The sequence below is a fragment of the Streptomyces sp. NPDC056580 genome (genome assembly GCF_042793175.1).
Classification (GTDB): domain Bacteria; phylum Actinomycetota; class Actinomycetes; order Streptomycetales; family Streptomycetaceae; genus Streptomyces.
The window spans coordinates 13579-31082 of record NZ_JBHTVE010000030.1 but is presented as its reverse complement, the minus strand read 5'-3'; the positions used below and the strand labels follow the sequence as shown (position 1 = coordinate 31082).

The following is a 17504-nucleotide window of genomic DNA, read 5'->3' as shown; positions in this document are numbered from 1 at the left end:
TTCGCCGGAACAGCCGTACGCCCTGGCATGCTTGGCGGTGAACGCGGTCCGCGCGGGAGGCGCGCGGTCCGGCCTTCCGGTCCTGCCGGCCCGCTACCTTCGGTACGTTCCCTCGTGACGCCCGCCCCGAATCAGGAGCCCCCGGCCCCGTGAGCCCCGTGAGCAGCAACGCACCGCACGGCCAGTCGCCGCTGCGCACCGTGCAGGTGCTGGGCGGGGGCGACGCCGGCAGCAGCGCGCACGTGCGCTCGCTGGCCGAGGGGCTCGTCGCCCGGGGCGTGCGGGTCACGGTGTGCGCCCCCGCCGAGGCCGACCGCGTGTACGACTTCACCGGGACCGGCGCCGACCACGTGCACGTGCCGCGCAGCAGCGACCCGGCCTCCGTGGCCGCGCTCCGGGCCGCCTGCGCCGACGCCGACCTCGTGCACGCCCACGGTCTGCACGCCTCCTTCCGCACCGTGCTCGCGCTCAGCGGGCGCGGCACCCCGCTGGTGGTGACCTGGCACAACCGGGCCCGGGCGGAGGGTGCGCGGGCGCACCTGCTGCGGCTGCTGGAGCGGCGCGTGGTGCGGGCCGCCGCCGTGGTCCTCGGCAGCACCTCCGACCTGGTGGACCGGGCGCGCCGCGCCGGGGCGCGGGACGCCCGGCTGGCGGCCGTGGCCCTGCCCGGGCGGCGCCGGCGCGCCGATCAGGACGAAGCGGACCAGGAACGGCCCAAGCTCCGTGCCGAACTCGGCGCCACCGGACGCCCCTTGCTCATGGCCGTCGGCTCCCTCGACCGGGAGCGCGGCTACGACGTGCTGCTGGACGCGGCGCGTGCCTGGCGGGGCCTCGACCCCGTCCCGCTGGTCGTCGTCGCGGGGGAGGGGCCGCTCCGTCCCGGACTGCAGCGGCGGATCGAGGACGAGGAACTGCCGGTACGGCTCGTCGGACGCCGTGACGACGTGCCCGAGCTGCTCGCGGCCGCCGATCTGGCGCTGCTGACCAGCAGGTGGGAGTCCCGGTCCGTCCTCGCCCAGGAGGCGCTGCACGCGGGCGTGCCGCTCGTCGCGACCCGCGTCGGCGGCGTCCCCGACCTCGTGGGCGAGGCCGCCGAACTGGTCCCCTACGGCGACGCGGGAGCCCTCGCCACCGCCGTCGTGCGGCTCCTCGCCGATCCCGCACGCCGTGAACTGCTGCGCGAGCGCGGCCCCCGGCAGGCCGCGACCTGGCCCACCGAGGACGAGACCGTCGCCCAGGTCCTGAGCGTCTACGACGAACTCACCCAGCCCGCACCGCTGCCCTGAGGGCCTGTCTGACGCTTCCCGCCGGGCCGGCCACGTCTGGCACCGCACCTCGCCGCGTTGTCGGGTACGCCCAGGTAGATCCAGTACGAGGGCGACCCTCCGCCTTGCGATGCACGGCACCGGACGCCGCGGGCTGATCCGACGCGAATCGTCAGACGGGCCCCAGGGCCGGGTTACGGTGACTGCGCGACCGAGCGCCACCGCCGGCGACGGCTTCGGCCGCGCCACCTGCGCCGGCGCCCAGCCCCGCTTCGCCGCCGACCGGGCCGCGGCGGGCCGACGCCACGCCGGCCACACGGGTGTCCAGGGCCGGCAGGTCCCGCTCCACCGTCTCCGGCACGCGGCACCGCCGCGCCGGAGATGCGGCCGGGAGCCGGGCCGCCTAGGAGGTGTGCCGGCGGGCGCGCAGGGCCAGGCTCAGGGCCAGGACCGTCTGCGGGTCGTCGAGGTCGGTGCCCAGCAGCTCGCCGATGCGGGCGAGGCGGTTGTAGAGGGTCTGGCGGTTGAGGTGCAGCTCGCGGGCGGTCTCCGCCTTGCGGCCCGCGTGTGCGAGATAGGTCTCCAGGGTGGGCAGCAGCGGCGGCTTGGAGCGGTGGTCGTGATCGCGCAGCGGACCGATCGCGCGGTCCACGAACGCCGCAAGGTCCGGGTGGTCACGCAGCCGCCACAGCAGCAGGTCGATGTCGAGGCGGCGGGCGTCGTACCAGGGCCGGTCGGTCAGGCCCTGCGCCGCCGTCGCCGTCTCCGCCGCGTGCCGGAGCCCGGCCGAGGCGGCCGCCCAGCCGCCGGCCACCCCGACGACCACGACCGGCGGAGCCGCGCCCGGCCGCCGCATCCCGGCCCGCTCCACGCCCGCCCGCAGCGCCGCCGCCACCCGGTCCGCGACCGACGTTCGCTCCGACTCCGAGCGCAGCCCGACCAGGACCAGCACCCGGCCCTCGACCGGCCGGACGCCCAGCAGCACCGGAACCCCCACCGCGGCCAGCTCCTCGGAGACCGCGCGCGCCAGCACCGCCCAGCCCCCGGACGGGGACAGCGAGTCCCCGGCCCGCATCACCACCGGCAGCAGCGGGCTGCCGCCCGGCTTGAACCCGAGGACGCGGGCCTGTGCCGGGGCGTCCTGCGCCGTGATGCGGCCCTCCGCGAGGTCGGTGAGGAAGTCGCCCCGGCCGCGCGCGGCGAGCTCCTCCTCCTGCCGGGCCTGCATCAGCACCACGGCCAGGATGCCCGCGGCCCGCTCGGCGGCGATCCGGTGCACCGGAGCCAGCGCCGAGCGGACCGGCAGCAGCACCAGCCTGGCCCGCACCGACCCCGGCCCGGGCCCGCCGCCGGGGACGTCCACCAGCACCGAACCGGTGGGCGGCGGCGCGTCCTTGTGCGGACCGCGCAGCCCCTCCCACACCTGCAGCGGGTCGGCGCCCTCCGGCCCCGGCCCGGCGGCGTACAGCAGCCGGCCCTCCGCGGTCTCCAGGAACACCGGGTTGGCGCAGAAGTCGGCCAGGATGCCGAGCACTTGAGGGACCCCGCCACCGCCCAGCAGCGCCTGAGTGCACCGCCGGTGCACCTCCTCGGCGCGCTGCAGCAGCGCGTAGTGCCCGTTGACGATCTCCGTGTGGATCTCCTCGGTGACCGCCACGAAGGGCACCTCGCGGTGGAGCTGGACCAGCGGCAGCCCGGCGGCACGGGCGGTGTCCACCAGCGCCGCGGGCAGCCGGGCGAACCGCGGCCCCAGCTCGACCACCAGCGCGGCGATGCCCCGTTCGGCGAGGGTGCGCACGAACGCCCGCTGCTCGGCGGGCCGGGTCCCCAGGCCGTAGCCGGTGGTGAGCAGCAGCTCCCCGCCCTTGAGCAGCGAGGCGATGTTCGGCACCTCGCCCGCGTGCACCCAGCGCACGGTGCGCCCCAGCCGGTCGCCGCCCGCCAGGATCTCGGGGAGCCCGCTGCGCAGCCCTGGCAGTTCCAGCGCCCGCTGAACGGTGATCCCGGCGCCCTGAGAGGCGAGTCTGCTGTCCGTACCGCTGTCCATGCAGCGGACGCTACCTGCGCAAACGCCCGGACGACAGCGTGCGCCCGCGCTACACCGGGCCGGTCGCCCCCGCTACACCGGGCGGATGTTGTGGTTGAAGCGGAACACGTTGTCGGGGTCGTAGGCGCGCTTGACCTTCTCCAGCCGCAGCAGGTTGCCCTCGCCCAGTCCCGCCCTGACCCGGTCCCGGCCCTCGTCCCCGATGAAGTTCAGGTAGACGGCGCCGGTGCTCCACGGCCGGACGTCGGCGCGGACGTCGCGCACCCAGGCGACCGCCCGCTCGTCGTCGGCCGGGTCCTGCCAGATGGCGAAGGGGTGCACCGCCCAGGCGGCGTCCCGGTAGGGCACCGGGTACCCGTGCGGACCGGCGGCGATGGCGCCGCCCTGCGGGAACAGCAGGTGCTGGGTGCTGGTCGGCACCGGCATGCTCTCCGCGCGGGCGCAGTAGACGGCCACCAACTCGTCGGGCATACCGGTCACGTACTCCGCCGACCAGTAGTTCCGCTGGCCGGGCGGATCGTCCAGCATGCACTGCACGTCGGCGTACGGCATCGCCCCGGCGATCTCCGCCTCGTGGGGCAGCGCCCGCAGCGGCTCGGCGAGCCCGCGCAGGTCCTCCTCGCCGCCCGCGTAGGTCAGCAGTGCGACGCACACCAGCTTGCCCACCAGCTCCTCCGGCACGAACTCCTCGGGCGGGCCGGTCAGGTACAGCACGGCGCCGCTCACCTCGTCGGGGCCGGTGGCGACGATCTCGCGGAAGATGCGGACCACGTCCCGGCCGAGTTGCGGCAGGTACAGCAGCAGGGCGATCGAGAACTCGGGCATCTCGTGCAGCCGCAGGGTGAGCGCGGTGGCGACGCCGAAGTTGCCGCCGCCGCCGTGCAGGGCCCAGAACAGCTCCGGGTTCTCGTCGGCGCTCGCGTGCACCCGCTCCGCACCGGCGGTCACCAGCTCCACGCCGAGCAGGTTGTCGCAGGCGTAGCCGAAGGCGCGGTCCAGCCACCCGGTGCCGCCGCCGAGGACGAAACCGCCGACGCCGGTGGTCGAGGCCCGGCCGCCGGTGGTCGCGAGGCCGTGCGGCTGGGTGGCCCGGTCCAGATGGCTCATGGTGGCGCCGCCCTCGACCCGGACCGCCTCGGCGGCCGGGTCCACGCTCACCCCGTGCATCCGGCGCAGGTCCACCACCACGGCGCCGTCGCCCAGGGCCGTGCCGGCCACACTGTGCCCGCCGCCGCGCACCGCGACCGGCAGATCGAGGTCGCGGGCGAACCGCACGGTGCGGACCACCTCGGCCGGGCCCGCGCACTGGGCGATGACGGCCGGCCGCCGGTCGATCATCGCGTTGAAGACGGACCGGGCCTCGTCGTAGCCCGGATCCGAGGGGGCGAACACATCGCCGGTCAGGTCTTCGCGCAACGCGGCGAGGGCCGCGCCCGCCTTCGAAGGGGAAGCCATGGCCGCCCCCTTCCGGAGAGGGGCAATAGTCCGCTCCAAGCCTAGGCGGGCCCGCGCGCCCGGTCGCGTTCAGCCGCCGTAGGCCCCCGAGGCCGTCAGCCGCAGGGCGGTGTCGATCAGCGGCACGTGGCTGAACGCCTGGGGGAAGTTGCCGACCTGGCGCTGCAGCCGCGGGTCCCACTCCTCGGCGAGCAGGCCGAGGTCGTTGCGCAGCGCGAGCAGCTTCTCGAAGAGCTTCCTGGCCTCGTCCACGCGGCCGATCATCGCCAGGTCGTCCGCCATCCAGAACGAGCAGGCCAGGAAGGCCCCTTCGTCGCCGGGGAGGCCGTCGACGCCCTCGTCCATGCCCTCGGTGGGGTAGCGCAGGATGAACCCGTCCGAGGTGGACAGCTCGCGCTGGATCGCCTCGATGGTGCCGATCACCCGCTTGTCGTCCGGCGGCAGGAAGCCCATCTGCGGGATCAGCAGCAGCGAGGCGTCCAGCTCCTGGGAGCCGTAGGACTGCGTGAAGGTGTTGCGCTCCTTGTCGTAGCCCTTCTCGCACACGTCCCGGTGGATGTCGTCGCGCAGTTCCTTCCAGCGCTCCAGCGGGCCGTCCGCGTCACCGGACTGGATCAGCTTGATCGTGCGGTCCACCGCCACCCAGGCCATCACCTTGGAGTGCACGAAGTGCCGGCGCGGGCCGCGCACCTCCCAGATGCCCTCGTCCGGCTCCTGCCAGTGGTCCTCCAGGTAGCGGATCAGCTTGAGCTGGAGCAGGGACGCGTAGTCGTTGCGGGCCAGACCCGTCATGTGGGCCAGGTGCAGGGCCTCGGTGACCTCGCCGTACACGTCGAGCTGGAGCTGGTGCGCCGCGCCGTTGCCGACCCGGACCGGGGCCGAGTGCTCGTAGCCGGGCAGCCAGTCCAGCTCTGCCTCGCCCAGCTCGCGCTCGCCCGCGATGCCGTACATGATCTGCAGGTTCTCGGGGTCGCCGGCGACCGCGCGCAGCAGCCACTCGCGCCAGGCTCGGGCCTCCTCGCGGTAGCCGGTGCGCAGCAGCGAGGACAGGGTGATCGCCGCGTCGCGCAGCCAGGTGTAGCGGTAGTCCCAGTTGCGGACGCCGCCGATGTCCTCGGGCAGCGAGGTGGTGGGGGCCGCGACGATGCCGCCGGTGGGGGCGTAGGTCAGCGCCTTCAGGGTGATCAGCGAGCGGACCACCGCCTCGCGGTACGGACCGTGGTACGTACATTGCTCGACCCAGTCGCGCCAGAAGTCCTCGGTCGCCACCAGCGACGCCTCCGGCTCCGGCAGCTGCGGCGGCTCATTGTGCGAGGGCTGCCACGAGACGGTGAACGTGATCCGGTCGCCCGGCGCGACGGTGAAGTCGGAGTAGGTCGTCAGCGCCTTGCCGTAGGTCTCGGCCTCCGTGTCGAACCACACGGAGTCGGGTCCGGCGACCGCCACCGTACGGCCCTCGTGCCTGTGCACCCAGGGCACGACCCGGCCGTAGGAGAACCGCATCCGGAGCGCCGAGCGCATCGGCACGCGGCCGGTGACGCCCTCCACGATCCGGATGAGCTGCGGGGCGCCGTCACGCGGGGGCATGAAATCGGTCACGCGCACGGTGCCGCGCGGGGTGTCCCACTCGGACTCCAGGATCAGCGAGTCGCCCCGGTAGCTGCGCCGGGCGGCCGTGGGCGGCTGCGAGTCGGCCGCGTGCGCCGGGCCGAGCCGCCAGAAGCCGTGCTCCTCGGTGCCCAGCAGGCCGGCGAAGATGGCATGCGAGTCGAAGCGGGGCAGGCACAGCCAGTCGACTGTGCCGTCCCGGCAGACCAGGGCAGCGGTCTGCATGTCTCCGATGAGTGCGTAGTCTTCGATGCGCCCGGCCACGTGCAACTCCAGTCGAACGGCCACGTCACCCCCGCGCAGGGGGCTGTCGCTAGTGCGGTCAAGGGGGGTCGTTGTTGTGCGTCGTTGAGCGGTGAAGCAAAGCAGCCCGCCGAGCCCTGGGGCAAAACGACAGTCCTTGCTCAACGAACTGCCGCGCTCTCGTTGTTCCGGCTGGTGCGGGCGGGGGTGTGCCGTCTTTACCGGACGGGCTCGGCAGGTGAGTGTCCGAGCAGGATACGACGCACGTAGATGATCTGCGCGCCGCTCCCGGCAACCCGTGTGGGCCGAACGAGTGAGCAACGGGTGACGGGCGTGTGACCAGAGCGTACGTGTGCGCGCCGGTGCCCCGTGAGCCCCCCGGCGAACCGGACCGCTGCGTACCGGCCCGGAAGCGGAGCGTGGCCGGGAGCCATCTCCTCCGGGCGCTGTTACGCTGGTAGCCCGTGGACCGGTGGGAGATGAACCCCCGAACCGCAGCGACGGCGCCCCCGGAGGAATCCGGTCCGGCGGCCGTACCGCACGACAGCCAGCGACCACGGGAGCCCCCTCTTGGCCATGCCGCCGAAATCTACGACGACCAAGCACATCTTCGTCACCGGGGGTGTCGCCTCCTCGCTCGGCAAGGGCCTCACCGCCTCCAGCCTGGGCATGCTGCTCAAGGCCCGCGGCCTGCGCGTCGTGATGCAGAAGCTCGACCCGTACCTGAACGTTGACCCGGGCACGATGAACCCCTTCCAGCACGGTGAGGTGTTCGTCACCAACGACGGCGCCGAGACCGACCTGGACATCGGCCACTACGAGCGCTTCCTCGACCGGGACCTGGACGGCTCCGCCAACGTCACCACCGGTCAGGTCTACTCGACCGTGATCGCCAAGGAGCGCCGCGGCGAGTACCTGGGCGACACCGTCCAGGTCATCCCGCACATCACCAACGAGATCAAGCACCGCATCCGCCGCATGGCGACGGACGAGGTCGACGTGGTGATCACCGAGGTCGGCGGCACGGTCGGCGACATCGAGTCGCTGCCGTTCCTGGAGACCGTCCGCCAGGTCCGACACGAGGTCGGCCGGGACAACGTCTTCGTCGTCCACATCTCGCTGCTGCCGTACATCGGCCCCTCCGGCGAGCTGAAGACCAAGCCCACCCAGCACTCCGTCGCCGCGCTGCGCAACATCGGCATCCAGCCGGACGCCATCGTGCTGCGCTGCGACCGCGAGGTGCCGACCGCCATCAAGCGCAAGATCTCGCTGATGTGCGACGTCGACGAGGCCGCCGTCGTCGCCTGCCCGGACGCCCGCTCGATCTACGACATCCCGAAGGTCGTGCACTCCGAGGGCCTGGACGCCTACGTCGTGCGCAAGCTCGACCTGCCCTTCCGCGACGTGGACTGGACGACCTGGGACGACCTGCTGGACCGGGTCCACAACCCCGACCACGAGATCACCCTCGCCCTGGTCGGCAAGTACATCGACCTGCCCGACGCCTACCTGTCGGTCACCGAGGCGCTGCGCGCCGGCGGCTTCGCCAACAAGGCCCGCGTCAAGATCAAGTGGGTCACCTCCGACGACTGCAAGACCCCGGCGGGCGCCAAGGCGCAGCTCGGCGACGTCGACGGCATCTGCATCCCGGGCGGCTTCGGCGACCGCGGTGTGCTCGGCAAGGTCGGCGCGATCCGCTTCGCCCGCGAGAACAGGATCCCGCTGCTCGGCCTCTGCCTGGGCCTGCAGTGCATCGTGATCGAGGCCGCGCGCAGCCTCGCCGACATCCCGGACGCCAACTCCACCGAGTTCGACCCGGCCACCGCCCACCCGGTCATCTCCACCATGGCCGAGCAGATGGACATCGTCGCCGGCGAGGGCGACATGGGCGGCACCATGCGCCTCGGCATGTACCCGGCGAAGCTGGCCGAGGGCTCCATCGTCCGCGAGGTGTACGACGACAAGGAGTACGTCGAGGAGCGGCACCGGCACCGCTACGAGGTGAACAACGCCTACCGCGCGGAGCTGGAGAAGAAGGCCGGCATCCTCTTCTCGGGCACCTCGCCGGACGGCAAGCTCGTGGAGTACGTGGAGTACCCGCGCGACGTCCACCCCTACCTGGTCGCCACGCAGGCGCACCCGGAGCTGCGCTCGCGGCCGACCCGTCCGCACCCGCTCTTCGCCGGGCTGGTGAAGGCCTCGGTCGAGCGGAAGATCTCGAAGTAACACACCGGTTGTACGGTGGCCGGGGTGCGAACCTTCAAAGGTGGGCACCCCGGCTTTCGCGGGAGGCCGTGATTTTGCGTGCGCGTGGGGAAGGACAGGGCATGACGATCAAGGACACCCCCGAGGAATGGGAGATCCGGGCGACGGAGACCCCCTTCACGGGCAACAAGACCTCCGTGCGCACGGACGAGGTCGTCATGCCCGACGGCTCCGTGGTCCGCCGCGACTACCAGGTGCACCCCGGCTCGGTCGCCGTCGTCGCCCTGGACGAGGAGGACCGGGTGCTGCTCATCAACCAGTACCGGCATCCGGTGCGGCACAAGCTGTGGGAGATCCCGGCCGGCCTGCTCGACGTGCCCGGCGAGAACCCGCTGCACGCCGCCCAGCGCGAGCTGTACGAGGAGGCGCACGTCAAGGCCGAGGACTGGCGGGTGCTGACCGACGTGTACACCTCTCCCGGCGGCTGCGACGAGGCCGTGCGGATCTTCCTCGCCCGTGACCTCTCCGAGGCCGAGGGTGAGCGGTTCGAGGCGGAGCACGAGGAGACCGACATGGAGCACGCGCGCGTGCCGGTCGGCGACCTGGTGCGCCGGGTGCTCGCCGGAGACTTGCACAACAACTGCCTCGTGGTGGGCGTGCTCTCCCTGGTCGCCGCCCGCGACGGGGACGGCCTGGACGCCCTCCGCCCGGCCGACGCGCCCTGGCCCGCGCGTCCCTTCGAGTCCTGAGCCGCGGGACCCGGCCCGGGCAGCGGCCCACGCACCGCTTCCGGACCCGGACGGACAGCCACGCAACGGTTCCGGGCCCAGGGCCCCGGCAGGGGCCCTGACGGCCGTCGCGGACCCTGTCGCCCCCGCTCCGGGCCGACGCTCCCCGGGGTCCGTCCCGCCCGTCCGCGCATTGATGTGACGATCGCCTGATCCGATCGGGGGACGTGCCCGCCGCGCTCCCACCGGAACGTCGCAGAGCGTGAACTAGGCTCTGGAAATGCCTGTTCCGGGAGGACCCGGCGGGCTTGCGCGTGCGGTGGGACGGGAGTGTGGCCCGTGACGGACCAGGCGGTGGACACAGGCGGCGCACGGCTGCCCGCGCACCCGGCCGCGGAGGACCACTTCCTGGGCCGTACGCGGGAGTTGAAGGGACTGCGCGCCGACATCGAGCGGGCCGGCCTGGACACCCTCTCCGGCCGCAAGGCGCCCCGAGCGCGCGTGCTCCTCATCGCGGGCCGCCCCGGCTCCGGCCGCACCTCCCTGGCCCGGGAACTCGCCCGGCAGGTCGCCGAGCGTTACCCCGACGGGGTGCTGCGGGCCCGCCTCAGCGAACCCGACGGCACCCCCGTACCGGTCGCGCGCACCGCCCGCGAGTTGCTCGCCGCGCTCGACGTGCCGGCCCCCGCCGGGGCCGGCGAGGACGAGCTGACCGAGGTGCTCCGCGCGGCCCTCGCCGGCCGGCGGGTGCTGCTCCTGCTGGACGACGCGGCCGGCGCCGAGCAGGTCGACGCCCTGCTGCCGGACGCTCCCGACTGCCTGGCCGTCGCCGTCGCCGGCGGCCCGCTCACCGGCATCGCCGACGTCCGCCCCTGCACCCTGGGCGGCCTCGACACCAAGTCGGCGGTGGAACTCCTGACCCGCTACACCGGCTCGGTCCGCATCACCGTGGACCCGCGCTCCGCCGAGAGCCTGGCCGAGGCCTGCCTCGGCCAGCCGGCCGCGCTCACCCTGGCCGGCGGCTGGCTCGCCTCCCGGCCACAGGCGGCCGTCTCCGACCTCGCCAAGCGGCTGCACGCCGATGCCGGCGACGGAGCCGAGGCCACCCCGCTCGCCCGGGTCTTCCGACTCGTCCACGACCAGCTCCCCGGCCAGGCCGCCCGGATACTGCGCCTGCTGTGCCTGGCCCCGGCGGGCCTGGCCGACCCGCACACCGCCTCCGCCCTGGCCGGCTGCTCGGTGAGCACGGCCCGCGCCGCGCTGGAGGAGTTCGCCGCGCTCGGCCTGGTGCGGGCGGTGGACTCCCCGCTGCCCGAGTACGAGGTCCCCGGCTGTCTGCACCCGCTGCTGCGCGCCCGCGCCGAGAGCCAGGAGCGCCCGGGCGAGCTGCAGCTCGCCCGGGCCCGCATGCTGGAGCGCAACGTACGGCTGCTGCAGTCCTGCCGGGTGATCACCGAGACGGACAGTCCGCAGGCCCGGGAGAAGCTGCGCGAGATGCCGCAGGCGCTGCGCTTCCCCAGCCCCCGGGCGGCCGCCGAGTGGCTGAGCGTGCGCAGGGCCGCCCTGCTGGCCGCCGCCCGTGTGGCCGTCGCCGACGGCGAGCTGGACACCCTGGCCCGCCGGCTGATGTCCCAGCTGGTCAGGGCCATGGCGGCGCACTTCGGCGCGCAGGCGGCCGCGCCCGACCTGTACGAGGTGCACGGCCTCGTCCTCGACGTCGCCGAGCGGCGCGGCCTGCACCGGGAGCGGGCCGCGGCCCTGCTGAACCTCGGCGACGTGGACGCGCGGACCGGGCGCACCGCGGTCGCGCTGGCCCGGTACCGGGCCGCGCTGGACGCCGGACGCGAGGCGAACGACCCGTACGCGACCGGCCGCGCGATGGAATCCGTAGGCGGCGCCCACCAGGAGCTGGGGGACTACGACCGGGCCGCCGACTGGTTCGGCCGGGCGCTGGCCGAGCGGCTGGCCAGGGGCGAGCGCGCGGAGGCCGCCCGGCTGTACGGACGCACGGCCACCGCCCACACCTACGCGGGCCGCTACGGCGAGGCGCTCAGGAATTGGCGCGCGGCGGCCGCCGGGTACCGCAAGGAGGGCGATGTGGCCGCCCACGCGCGGGCGTTGAGCGAGCTGGCCCGGGTGCAGGAGTACGCGGGGCGGCCGGAGGAGTCGCTGCACACCTGCCGGGAGGCGGTGGACTGGGCGCGGCGTGCCCAGGACGCCCGGCTGCAGGCCGCGCTGGAGCTCAGACTGGCCGACACCCTGGACCGGCTCGGCGACCCCGCCGCCGCCCACCTGCACCGGGCCGCGGCCGAGCGCATGCTGGGTAAGGAGGCACAGGAGGACGACGTCCCGTCGAAACACGGCGATGACGCCTGCGAAATCCGTAGTGCCGCGAGCGAAGATTGATGCAATGAAAGGCTAGACAGCAGGAACGCCTTCATTAAACTGGCTCTGCCGCTCGTTCTCCTGCGGTGTCTCCCGGTATGCCCCTGCATGTCTGGGTACGTCTTGCATTGCACCCCCATACCCTCTGAGTCAAGGACCGTGATCGACGTGAAGGTCGGCATCCCCCGCGAGGTCAAGAACAACGAGTTCCGGGTGGCCATCACCCCCGCCGGTGTGCACGAGCTGGTGCGCAACGGCCACCAGGTCGTCGTCGAGCGGGGCGCCGGTCTCGGCTCCTCGATCACGGACGAGGAGTACGTCTCCGCGGGGGCCTCGATCCTCGGCACCGCCGACGAGGTGTGGGCCGCCGCCGATCTGCTGCTCAAGGTCAAGGAGCCGGTCGCCGAGGAGTACCACCGCCTCCGCAAGGACCAGATCCTCTTCACCTACCTGCACCTGGCCGCCTCCAAGGAGTGCACGGACGCGCTCATCGAGTCCGGCACCACGGCCATCGCCTACGAGACCGTCGAGCTGCCGAACCGCGCGCTGCCGCTGCTCGCCCCGATGTCCGAGGTCGCGGGCCGGCTGGCCCCGCAGGTCGGCGCCTACCACCTGATGCGCCCGGCCGGCGGCCGCGGTGTGCTGCCGGGCGGCGTGCCGGGCGTGACCCCGGCCAAGGCCGTCGTCATCGGCGGTGGCGTCTCCGGCTGGAACGCCACCCAGGTCGCCGTCGGCATGGGCTTCGACGTGACCCTGCTCGACCGCGACATCAACAAGCTGCGCGAGGCCGACAAGGTCTTCGGCACCAAGGTCAAGGCCATCATGTCCAACTCCTACGAGCTGGAGAAGGCCGTCCTGGACGCCGACCTCGTCATCGGCGCGGTGCTCATCCCGGGCGCCAAGGCCCCGAAGCTCGTCACCAACGAGCTGGTGTCGCGCATGAAGCCCGGAAGTGTCCTTGTCGACATCGCGATCGACCAGGGCGGCTGCTTCGAGGACTCCCGTCCCACCACGCACGCCGAGCCGACCTTCCGCGTCCACAACTCGGTCTTCTACTGCGTCGCCAACATGCCCGGCGCGGTGCCGAACACCTCCACCAACGCCCTCACCAACGCCACGCTGCCGTACATCGTCTCGCTCGCCAACAACGGCTGGGTGGAGGCGCTGCGCCGCGACGCCGCGCTCGCCAAGGGCCTCAACACCCACGACGGCAAGGTGGTTTACAAGGAGGTCGCCGAGGCGCTCGGCCTGGAGCACGTGGAGCTGGAGTCCGTGCTCGGCTGACCCACGCGGCCTGGCGTGTCGCCAAGTCGCCAACGGGCGAAAGACGATTCGTCAACACGCCCCGTCAACACCGAACGCCCGGCCGGACCTTGCCCGTCAAGGTCCGGCCGGATGTGTGTATGGTCACTTTGCCGCTTGCGGTCAACTCGCCTCGAACGTAACCCTTCGACCGATTCGCACACCGGTGAAACCTGCCGTGCGACGCCCGTACGCCCTTGACAGAGGGATGTTTCATTGCCGACACATCCTGCCGGGTCCGGCGGATTGTGTTGCTGCGGACCGCCGACACGCCATAGAGTCGCCAACCGTCGGCATGGTGCCACGCTGACCTTGTCTAGAAGTTTCCTGGTCACCAAGGAGGTAAGACGACTTGTGAATGAGTCGACATTTACTCCCGGGGGTGGTCAACCAGGAATGCCGGTACGGGGCCAGGCCGGTTCCGCGGGATTCGAGGCTGTCGGCTCCGTAGCTGTGCGCACCTTCGCAGCCCATCAGACTCCGGGTCCGCAGACGGTCCGGACAGCACACCAGAGCATGGATGGCCATCACGTGAACGCCATGGCCGGCGACGGAAGTGGCGCGCCCCACAACCAACTCGCCGACTACGACGAACTGCCCGAGGGGCACTTCTACGACCCCGACGCCGAGTACGAGCCCGATCCCGAGTACGCGGCCACGCTCGCGCCCGACGCGGCCCGTCAGCGCCGTGAGCGCATCGGCCCGACCGGGCGCCCGCTGCCGTACTTCCCGATCCCGGGCCCGCTGACCGACCACGGCCCCGCGAAGATCATCGCGATGTGCAACCAGAAGGGCGGCGTCGGCAAGACCACGTCGACCATCAACCTGGGCGCCGCGCTCGCGGAGTACGGCCGGCGCGTGCTGCTCGTGGACTTCGACCCGCAGGGCGCGCTGTCGGTGGGTCTCGGCGTCAACCCCATGGAGCTCGACCTCACCGTCTACAACCTGCTCATGGAGCGGGGCATGTCGGCGGACGAGGTCCTGCTGAAGACGGCGGTCCCCAACATGGACCTGCTGCCCTCCAACATCGACCTGTCCGCCGCCGAGGTGCAGCTGGTCTCGGAGGTCGCGCGCGAGTCGACCCTGCAGCGGGCGCTCAAGCCGCTGATGGACGACTACGACTACATCGTGATCGACTGCCAGCCCTCGCTCGGCCTGCTCACGGTCAACGCGCTGACGGCCGCCCACAAGGTGATCGTTCCGCTGGAGTGCGAGTTCTTCGCGCTGCGCGGTGTGGCCCTGCTGACCGAGACCATCGAGAAGGTCCAGGAGCGGCTCAACCCCGACCTGGAGCTCGACGGCATCCTCGCCACGATGTACGACTCGCGCACCGTGCACAGCCGTGAGGTGCTGGCGCGCGTGGTCGAGGCGTTCGACGACCACGTGTACCACACGGTCATCGGCCGCACGGTCCGCTTCCCGGAGACCACGGTCGCCGGTGAGCCGATCACCACGTACGCCTCCAACTCCGTCGGCGCCGCCGCCTACCGCCAGCTCGCCAGGGAGGTGCTCGCCCGGTGTCACGCCGAGTGAGTCTGCCCGGGGCCGACGAACTGTTCCGAACGACAGGGGGGATGGCACTCCAGCCGTCCACGCCCCGGCGCGGGGCCAACGGCGAGGCCCGGGTGCCGGCTCCCGCGGGGGAGAGCGACGAGGCGGCCGCGGAGGACGCCCCGCCGTCGGTGCCAGTACAGGGTGGTGACGGGGAGGGCGCGGAGCACGTCGCGGCCGACGCGGACCCGGCCGAGGCCGGCGAGTCCCGCACCCGGCCCTCCCGGCGCCAGCCGCCGCCGGAGGGTTCGGCCGCCGCCGCGGCTGCCGCGGCCGCCCAGCCGCGCAAGCGCGGCCGGGCGGCGAACCGGCGGCCCAGCGGGCGGGAGCGGCACGACGAGAAGATCACGGTGTACGTGTCCGCCGAGGAACTGATGGACCTCGAACACGCGAGGCTGGTCCTCAGGGGCGAGCACGGCCTCGCCGTGGACCGCGGCCGCATCGTCCGCGAGGCGGTCGCGGTGGTCCTGGCCGACCTGGAGTCCCGCGGGGACGCGAGCATCCTGGTACGGCGGCTGCGGGGTCGGTAGTCGGCCACGCGGGCGCCAGACGATAGCCTGCGACGGCCATGACCCCGAACGACGCCCCCGCCTCCGGCCCCGGTGCCGGCCGCAGGCGTGCGCTGGGCCGTGGACCCGGCACCTCCCGCCCACAGCCCCCCGAGGCCCCCGCAGCGCCGCACACCGCGCCCCCGCGAACGGCTCCCGCCACCCGGGCGCGGACCGAGCCGGGCCCGCCGGCCGCGGAGGGGGCCGCCCCGCCCGAGCCGCGGGCGCCCGGCACCGAGCACGGCCCATGGGCGGCCGCCCGGGACGAAGCCCAGCCGCCCACGAGCACCGAACCCGGGCCGGCGACTCCCAGCGAAGCCTCGCCGCCCGCCCGGGAACCGACGACCGAGCCCGCACCCGAACCGCCCGGGCAGACCGGTGCCGAGGCGGCGGCAGGGGCAGCGGCGGCAGCGGGAGGCGTGCTGGAACCGCCTGCCGGGATCGGGCCGGGCACTGGGGCCGTGTCGTCGGCGGGAGCCGCTGTCGAGGCGCCGGCCGGGACCGGGACTGTCACAGCAGACGCGCCGGAGTCGTTCGCCGGGGCCGGGTCGTCGGCTGAGGGCGGTGCCGGTGCCGATGCCGCGGCCGGTGATGGCTCCGAGGCCGCCGCCGGCGGTGTCTTCAAGGTGCGGCTCGCCAACTTCGAGGGGCCGTTCGACCTGCTGCTCCAGCTCATCTCCAGGCACAAGCTGGACGTCACCGAGGTCGCGCTGTCCAAGGTCACCGACGAGTTCATGGCGCACATCCGGGCCATGGGCCCCGACTGGGACCTCGACCAGACCACGGAGTTCCTGGTCGTCGCCGCCACGCTGCTCGACCTCAAGGCGGCGCGGCTGCTGCCCGCCGCCGAGGTCGAGGACGAGGCAGACCTCGCGCTGCTGGAGGCCCGGGACCTGCTGTTCGCACGGCTGCTGCAGTACCGCGCGTACAAACAGATCGCCGACATCTTCAACGGGCGCCTGGACGAGGAGGCCCGCCGCCACCCCCGTACCGTCGGCCTGGAACCCCAGTACGCCGAGCTGCTGCCCGAGGTCGTCATCAGCATCGGACCCGAAGGGTTCGCCAGGCTCGCCGTCAAGGCGATGCAGCCGAAGGCCAAGCCGCAGGTCTACGTCGACCACATCCACGCCCCGCTGGTCAGCGTGCAGGAGCAGGCGGGGATCGTGGTGGCGCGGCTCAGGGAACTGGGCGAGGCCAGCTTCCGGGCGCTGGTCGAGGACACCGACGACACCCTGACCGTCGTGGCCCGCTTCCTGGCGCTGCTGGAGCTGTACCGGGAGAAGGCCGTCGCCCTGGAGCAGGAGGCCGCACTGGGGGAGCTGCTGGTGCGCTGGACCGGCGGGGACGGGGACGCGGCGCCGATGGTCACCGACGAGTTCGACCGGCCGCCCGAGGAGCCCAAGGAGGAGAAGAAGGCGTGAGCGAGACCACCGGAGCGCCCGCGGACCGGCCAGAGGCGCCCGCGGACCGCCCAGAGGCATCCGCCGCGGTCACCGGCCTGCCCGCCGGAACCGCCGGAGCGACCGGCGGCGTGCCCGCCGGACCGGGCACGGTCGCCGGGCTCGACCTCAAGCCCGCCCTCGAAGCGGTCCTGATGGTCGTGGACGAACCCGCGACCGAGGAGCACCTGGCACGCATCCTCGAGCGGCCCAGGCGGCGGATCGCGGACGCGCTGCGCGAGCTGGCCGACGACTACACCGTGCAGGGCCGCGGCTTCGAGCTGCGGTTCGTCGCCGGCGGCTGGCGCTTCTACACCCGCGCCGAGTACGCCCCCGCCGTCGAGCGTCTGGTCCTGGACGGCCAGACGGCCCGCCTCACCCAGGCCGCGCTTGAGACCCTCGCGGTCGTCGCCTACCGCCAGCCGGTCAGCCGCAGCCGCGTCTCCGCGGTACGCGGAGTGAACTGCGACGGCGTGATGCGCACCCTCCTGCAGCGCGGTCTGGTCGAGGAGGCGGGCACGGAACCCGAAACAGGTGCGATCCTGTACAGGACGACGAACTACTTCCTGGAGCGGATGGGCCTGCGCGGCCTGGACGAGCTTCCGGAGCTCGCGCCCTTCCTCCCGGAGGCGGAGGCGATCGAGGCCGAGACCCAGGAGGGAGTCCCGTCGTTCGACCCGGACGCGCCCGACGCGCCCGGCGGTCAGGACGCAGACGACTAAGACGGA

The 17504-nt window shown here is 73.2% G+C and carries 12 protein-coding genes; 9 read left to right on the top strand and 3 right to left on the bottom strand.

The window, feature by feature from the left end; translation table 11 throughout:
- Positions 1-149: 149 nt before the first annotated feature.
- A complete protein-coding gene (locus tag ACFQ9Z_RS37615) occupies positions 150-1286 on the top strand; it encodes a glycosyltransferase family 4 protein (RefSeq protein WP_383030860.1) in 1137 nt (378 codons plus the stop codon).
- Between the two features lie 382 nt (positions 1287-1668).
- On the opposite strand, the gene ACFQ9Z_RS37610 is transcribed toward ACFQ9Z_RS37615, so the two are convergent.
- From ACFQ9Z_RS37610 to ACFQ9Z_RS37600, 3 genes are all read right to left on the bottom strand, one after another.
- The gene (locus ACFQ9Z_RS37610) at positions 1669-3312 is read right to left on the bottom strand and encodes a PucR family transcriptional regulator (protein ID WP_383030858.1); all 1644 of its coding nucleotides are present in this window, start codon (positions 3310-3312) and stop codon (positions 1669-1671) included.
- Between the two features lie 72 nt (positions 3313-3384).
- A complete protein-coding gene (locus ACFQ9Z_RS37605; RefSeq protein WP_383030856.1) occupies positions 3385-4767 on the bottom strand; it encodes an FAD-binding oxidoreductase in 1383 nt (460 codons plus the stop codon).
- Positions 4768-4836: 69 nt separating this feature from the next.
- Positions 4837-6639, bottom strand: coding sequence for a glycoside hydrolase family 15 protein (locus tag ACFQ9Z_RS37600; RefSeq protein WP_383030897.1), 1803 nt, complete (start codon positions 6637-6639; stop codon positions 4837-4839).
- 555 nt (positions 6640-7194) lie between these two features.
- Here ACFQ9Z_RS37600 and ACFQ9Z_RS37595 point away from each other — a divergent pair.
- The 8 genes from ACFQ9Z_RS37595 (at position 7195) to scpB (ending at position 17498) form a co-directional block, all read left to right on the top strand.
- Complete coding sequence (locus ACFQ9Z_RS37595) at positions 7195-8844, top strand: CTP synthase (protein ID WP_143635630.1); 1650 nt, start codon at positions 7195-7197, stop codon at positions 8842-8844.
- Positions 8845-8945: 101 nt separating this feature from the next.
- On the top strand, positions 8946-9572 hold the full coding sequence (locus ACFQ9Z_RS37590) for an NUDIX domain-containing protein (RefSeq protein ID WP_383030853.1): 627 nt from the start codon (positions 8946-8948) through the stop codon (positions 9570-9572).
- Positions 9573-9890: 318 nt separating this feature from the next.
- The gene (locus ACFQ9Z_RS37585; RefSeq protein ID WP_383030851.1) at positions 9891-11957 is read left to right on the top strand and encodes a tetratricopeptide repeat protein; all 2067 of its coding nucleotides are present in this window, start codon (positions 9891-9893) and stop codon (positions 11955-11957) included.
- Positions 11958-12095: 138 nt separating this feature from the next.
- Positions 12096-13220, top strand: a complete 1125-nt coding sequence (ald, locus tag ACFQ9Z_RS37580; protein ID WP_383030849.1) for an alanine dehydrogenase — start codon at positions 12096-12098, stop codon at positions 13218-13220.
- A 414-nt stretch (positions 13221-13634) separates the two neighbouring features.
- On the top strand, positions 13635-14771 hold the full coding sequence (locus tag ACFQ9Z_RS37575) for a ParA family protein (RefSeq protein WP_358934856.1): 1137 nt from the start codon (positions 13635-13637) through the stop codon (positions 14769-14771).
- Positions 14756-15319 carry a hypothetical protein gene (locus ACFQ9Z_RS37570; protein WP_383030844.1) on the top strand — a complete coding sequence of 188 codons (564 nt, stop codon included), beginning with the start codon at positions 14756-14758 and terminating at the stop codon, positions 15317-15319. Before ACFQ9Z_RS37575 ends, ACFQ9Z_RS37570 begins: the two co-directional genes overlap by 16 nt.
- Positions 15320-15798: 479 nt before the next feature.
- Positions 15799-16758 (top strand): segregation and condensation protein A, encoded by a 960-nt coding sequence (locus tag ACFQ9Z_RS37565; RefSeq protein WP_383030841.1) that lies wholly within the window; start codon positions 15799-15801, stop codon positions 16756-16758.
- 77 nt (positions 16759-16835) lie between these two features.
- A complete protein-coding gene (gene scpB, locus ACFQ9Z_RS37560; RefSeq protein WP_383030892.1) occupies positions 16836-17498 on the top strand; it encodes an SMC-Scp complex subunit ScpB in 663 nt (220 codons plus the stop codon).
- Positions 17499-17504: the final 6 nt, after the last annotated feature.

What these genes read in the sequence shown, in the direction of transcription:
- ACFQ9Z_RS37595 (WP_143635630.1), top strand. Translation starts at nt 7,195, where the DNA reads ATGCCGCCGAAATCTACGACGACCAAGCACATCTTCGTCACCGGGGGT.
- ACFQ9Z_RS37605 (WP_383030856.1), bottom strand. Translation starts at nt 4,767, where the DNA reads ATGGCTTCCCCTTCGAAGGCGGGCGCGGCCCTCGCCGCGTTGCGCGAA.
- ACFQ9Z_RS37610 (WP_383030858.1), bottom strand. Translation starts at nt 3,312, where the DNA reads ATGGACAGCGGTACGGACAGCAGACTCGCCTCTCAGGGCGCCGGGATC.
- ACFQ9Z_RS37590 (WP_383030853.1), top strand. Translation starts at nt 8,946, where the DNA reads ATGACGATCAAGGACACCCCCGAGGAATGGGAGATCCGGGCGACGGAG.
- ACFQ9Z_RS37575 (WP_358934856.1), top strand. Translation starts at nt 13,635, where the DNA reads ATGCCGGTACGGGGCCAGGCCGGTTCCGCGGGATTCGAGGCTGTCGGC.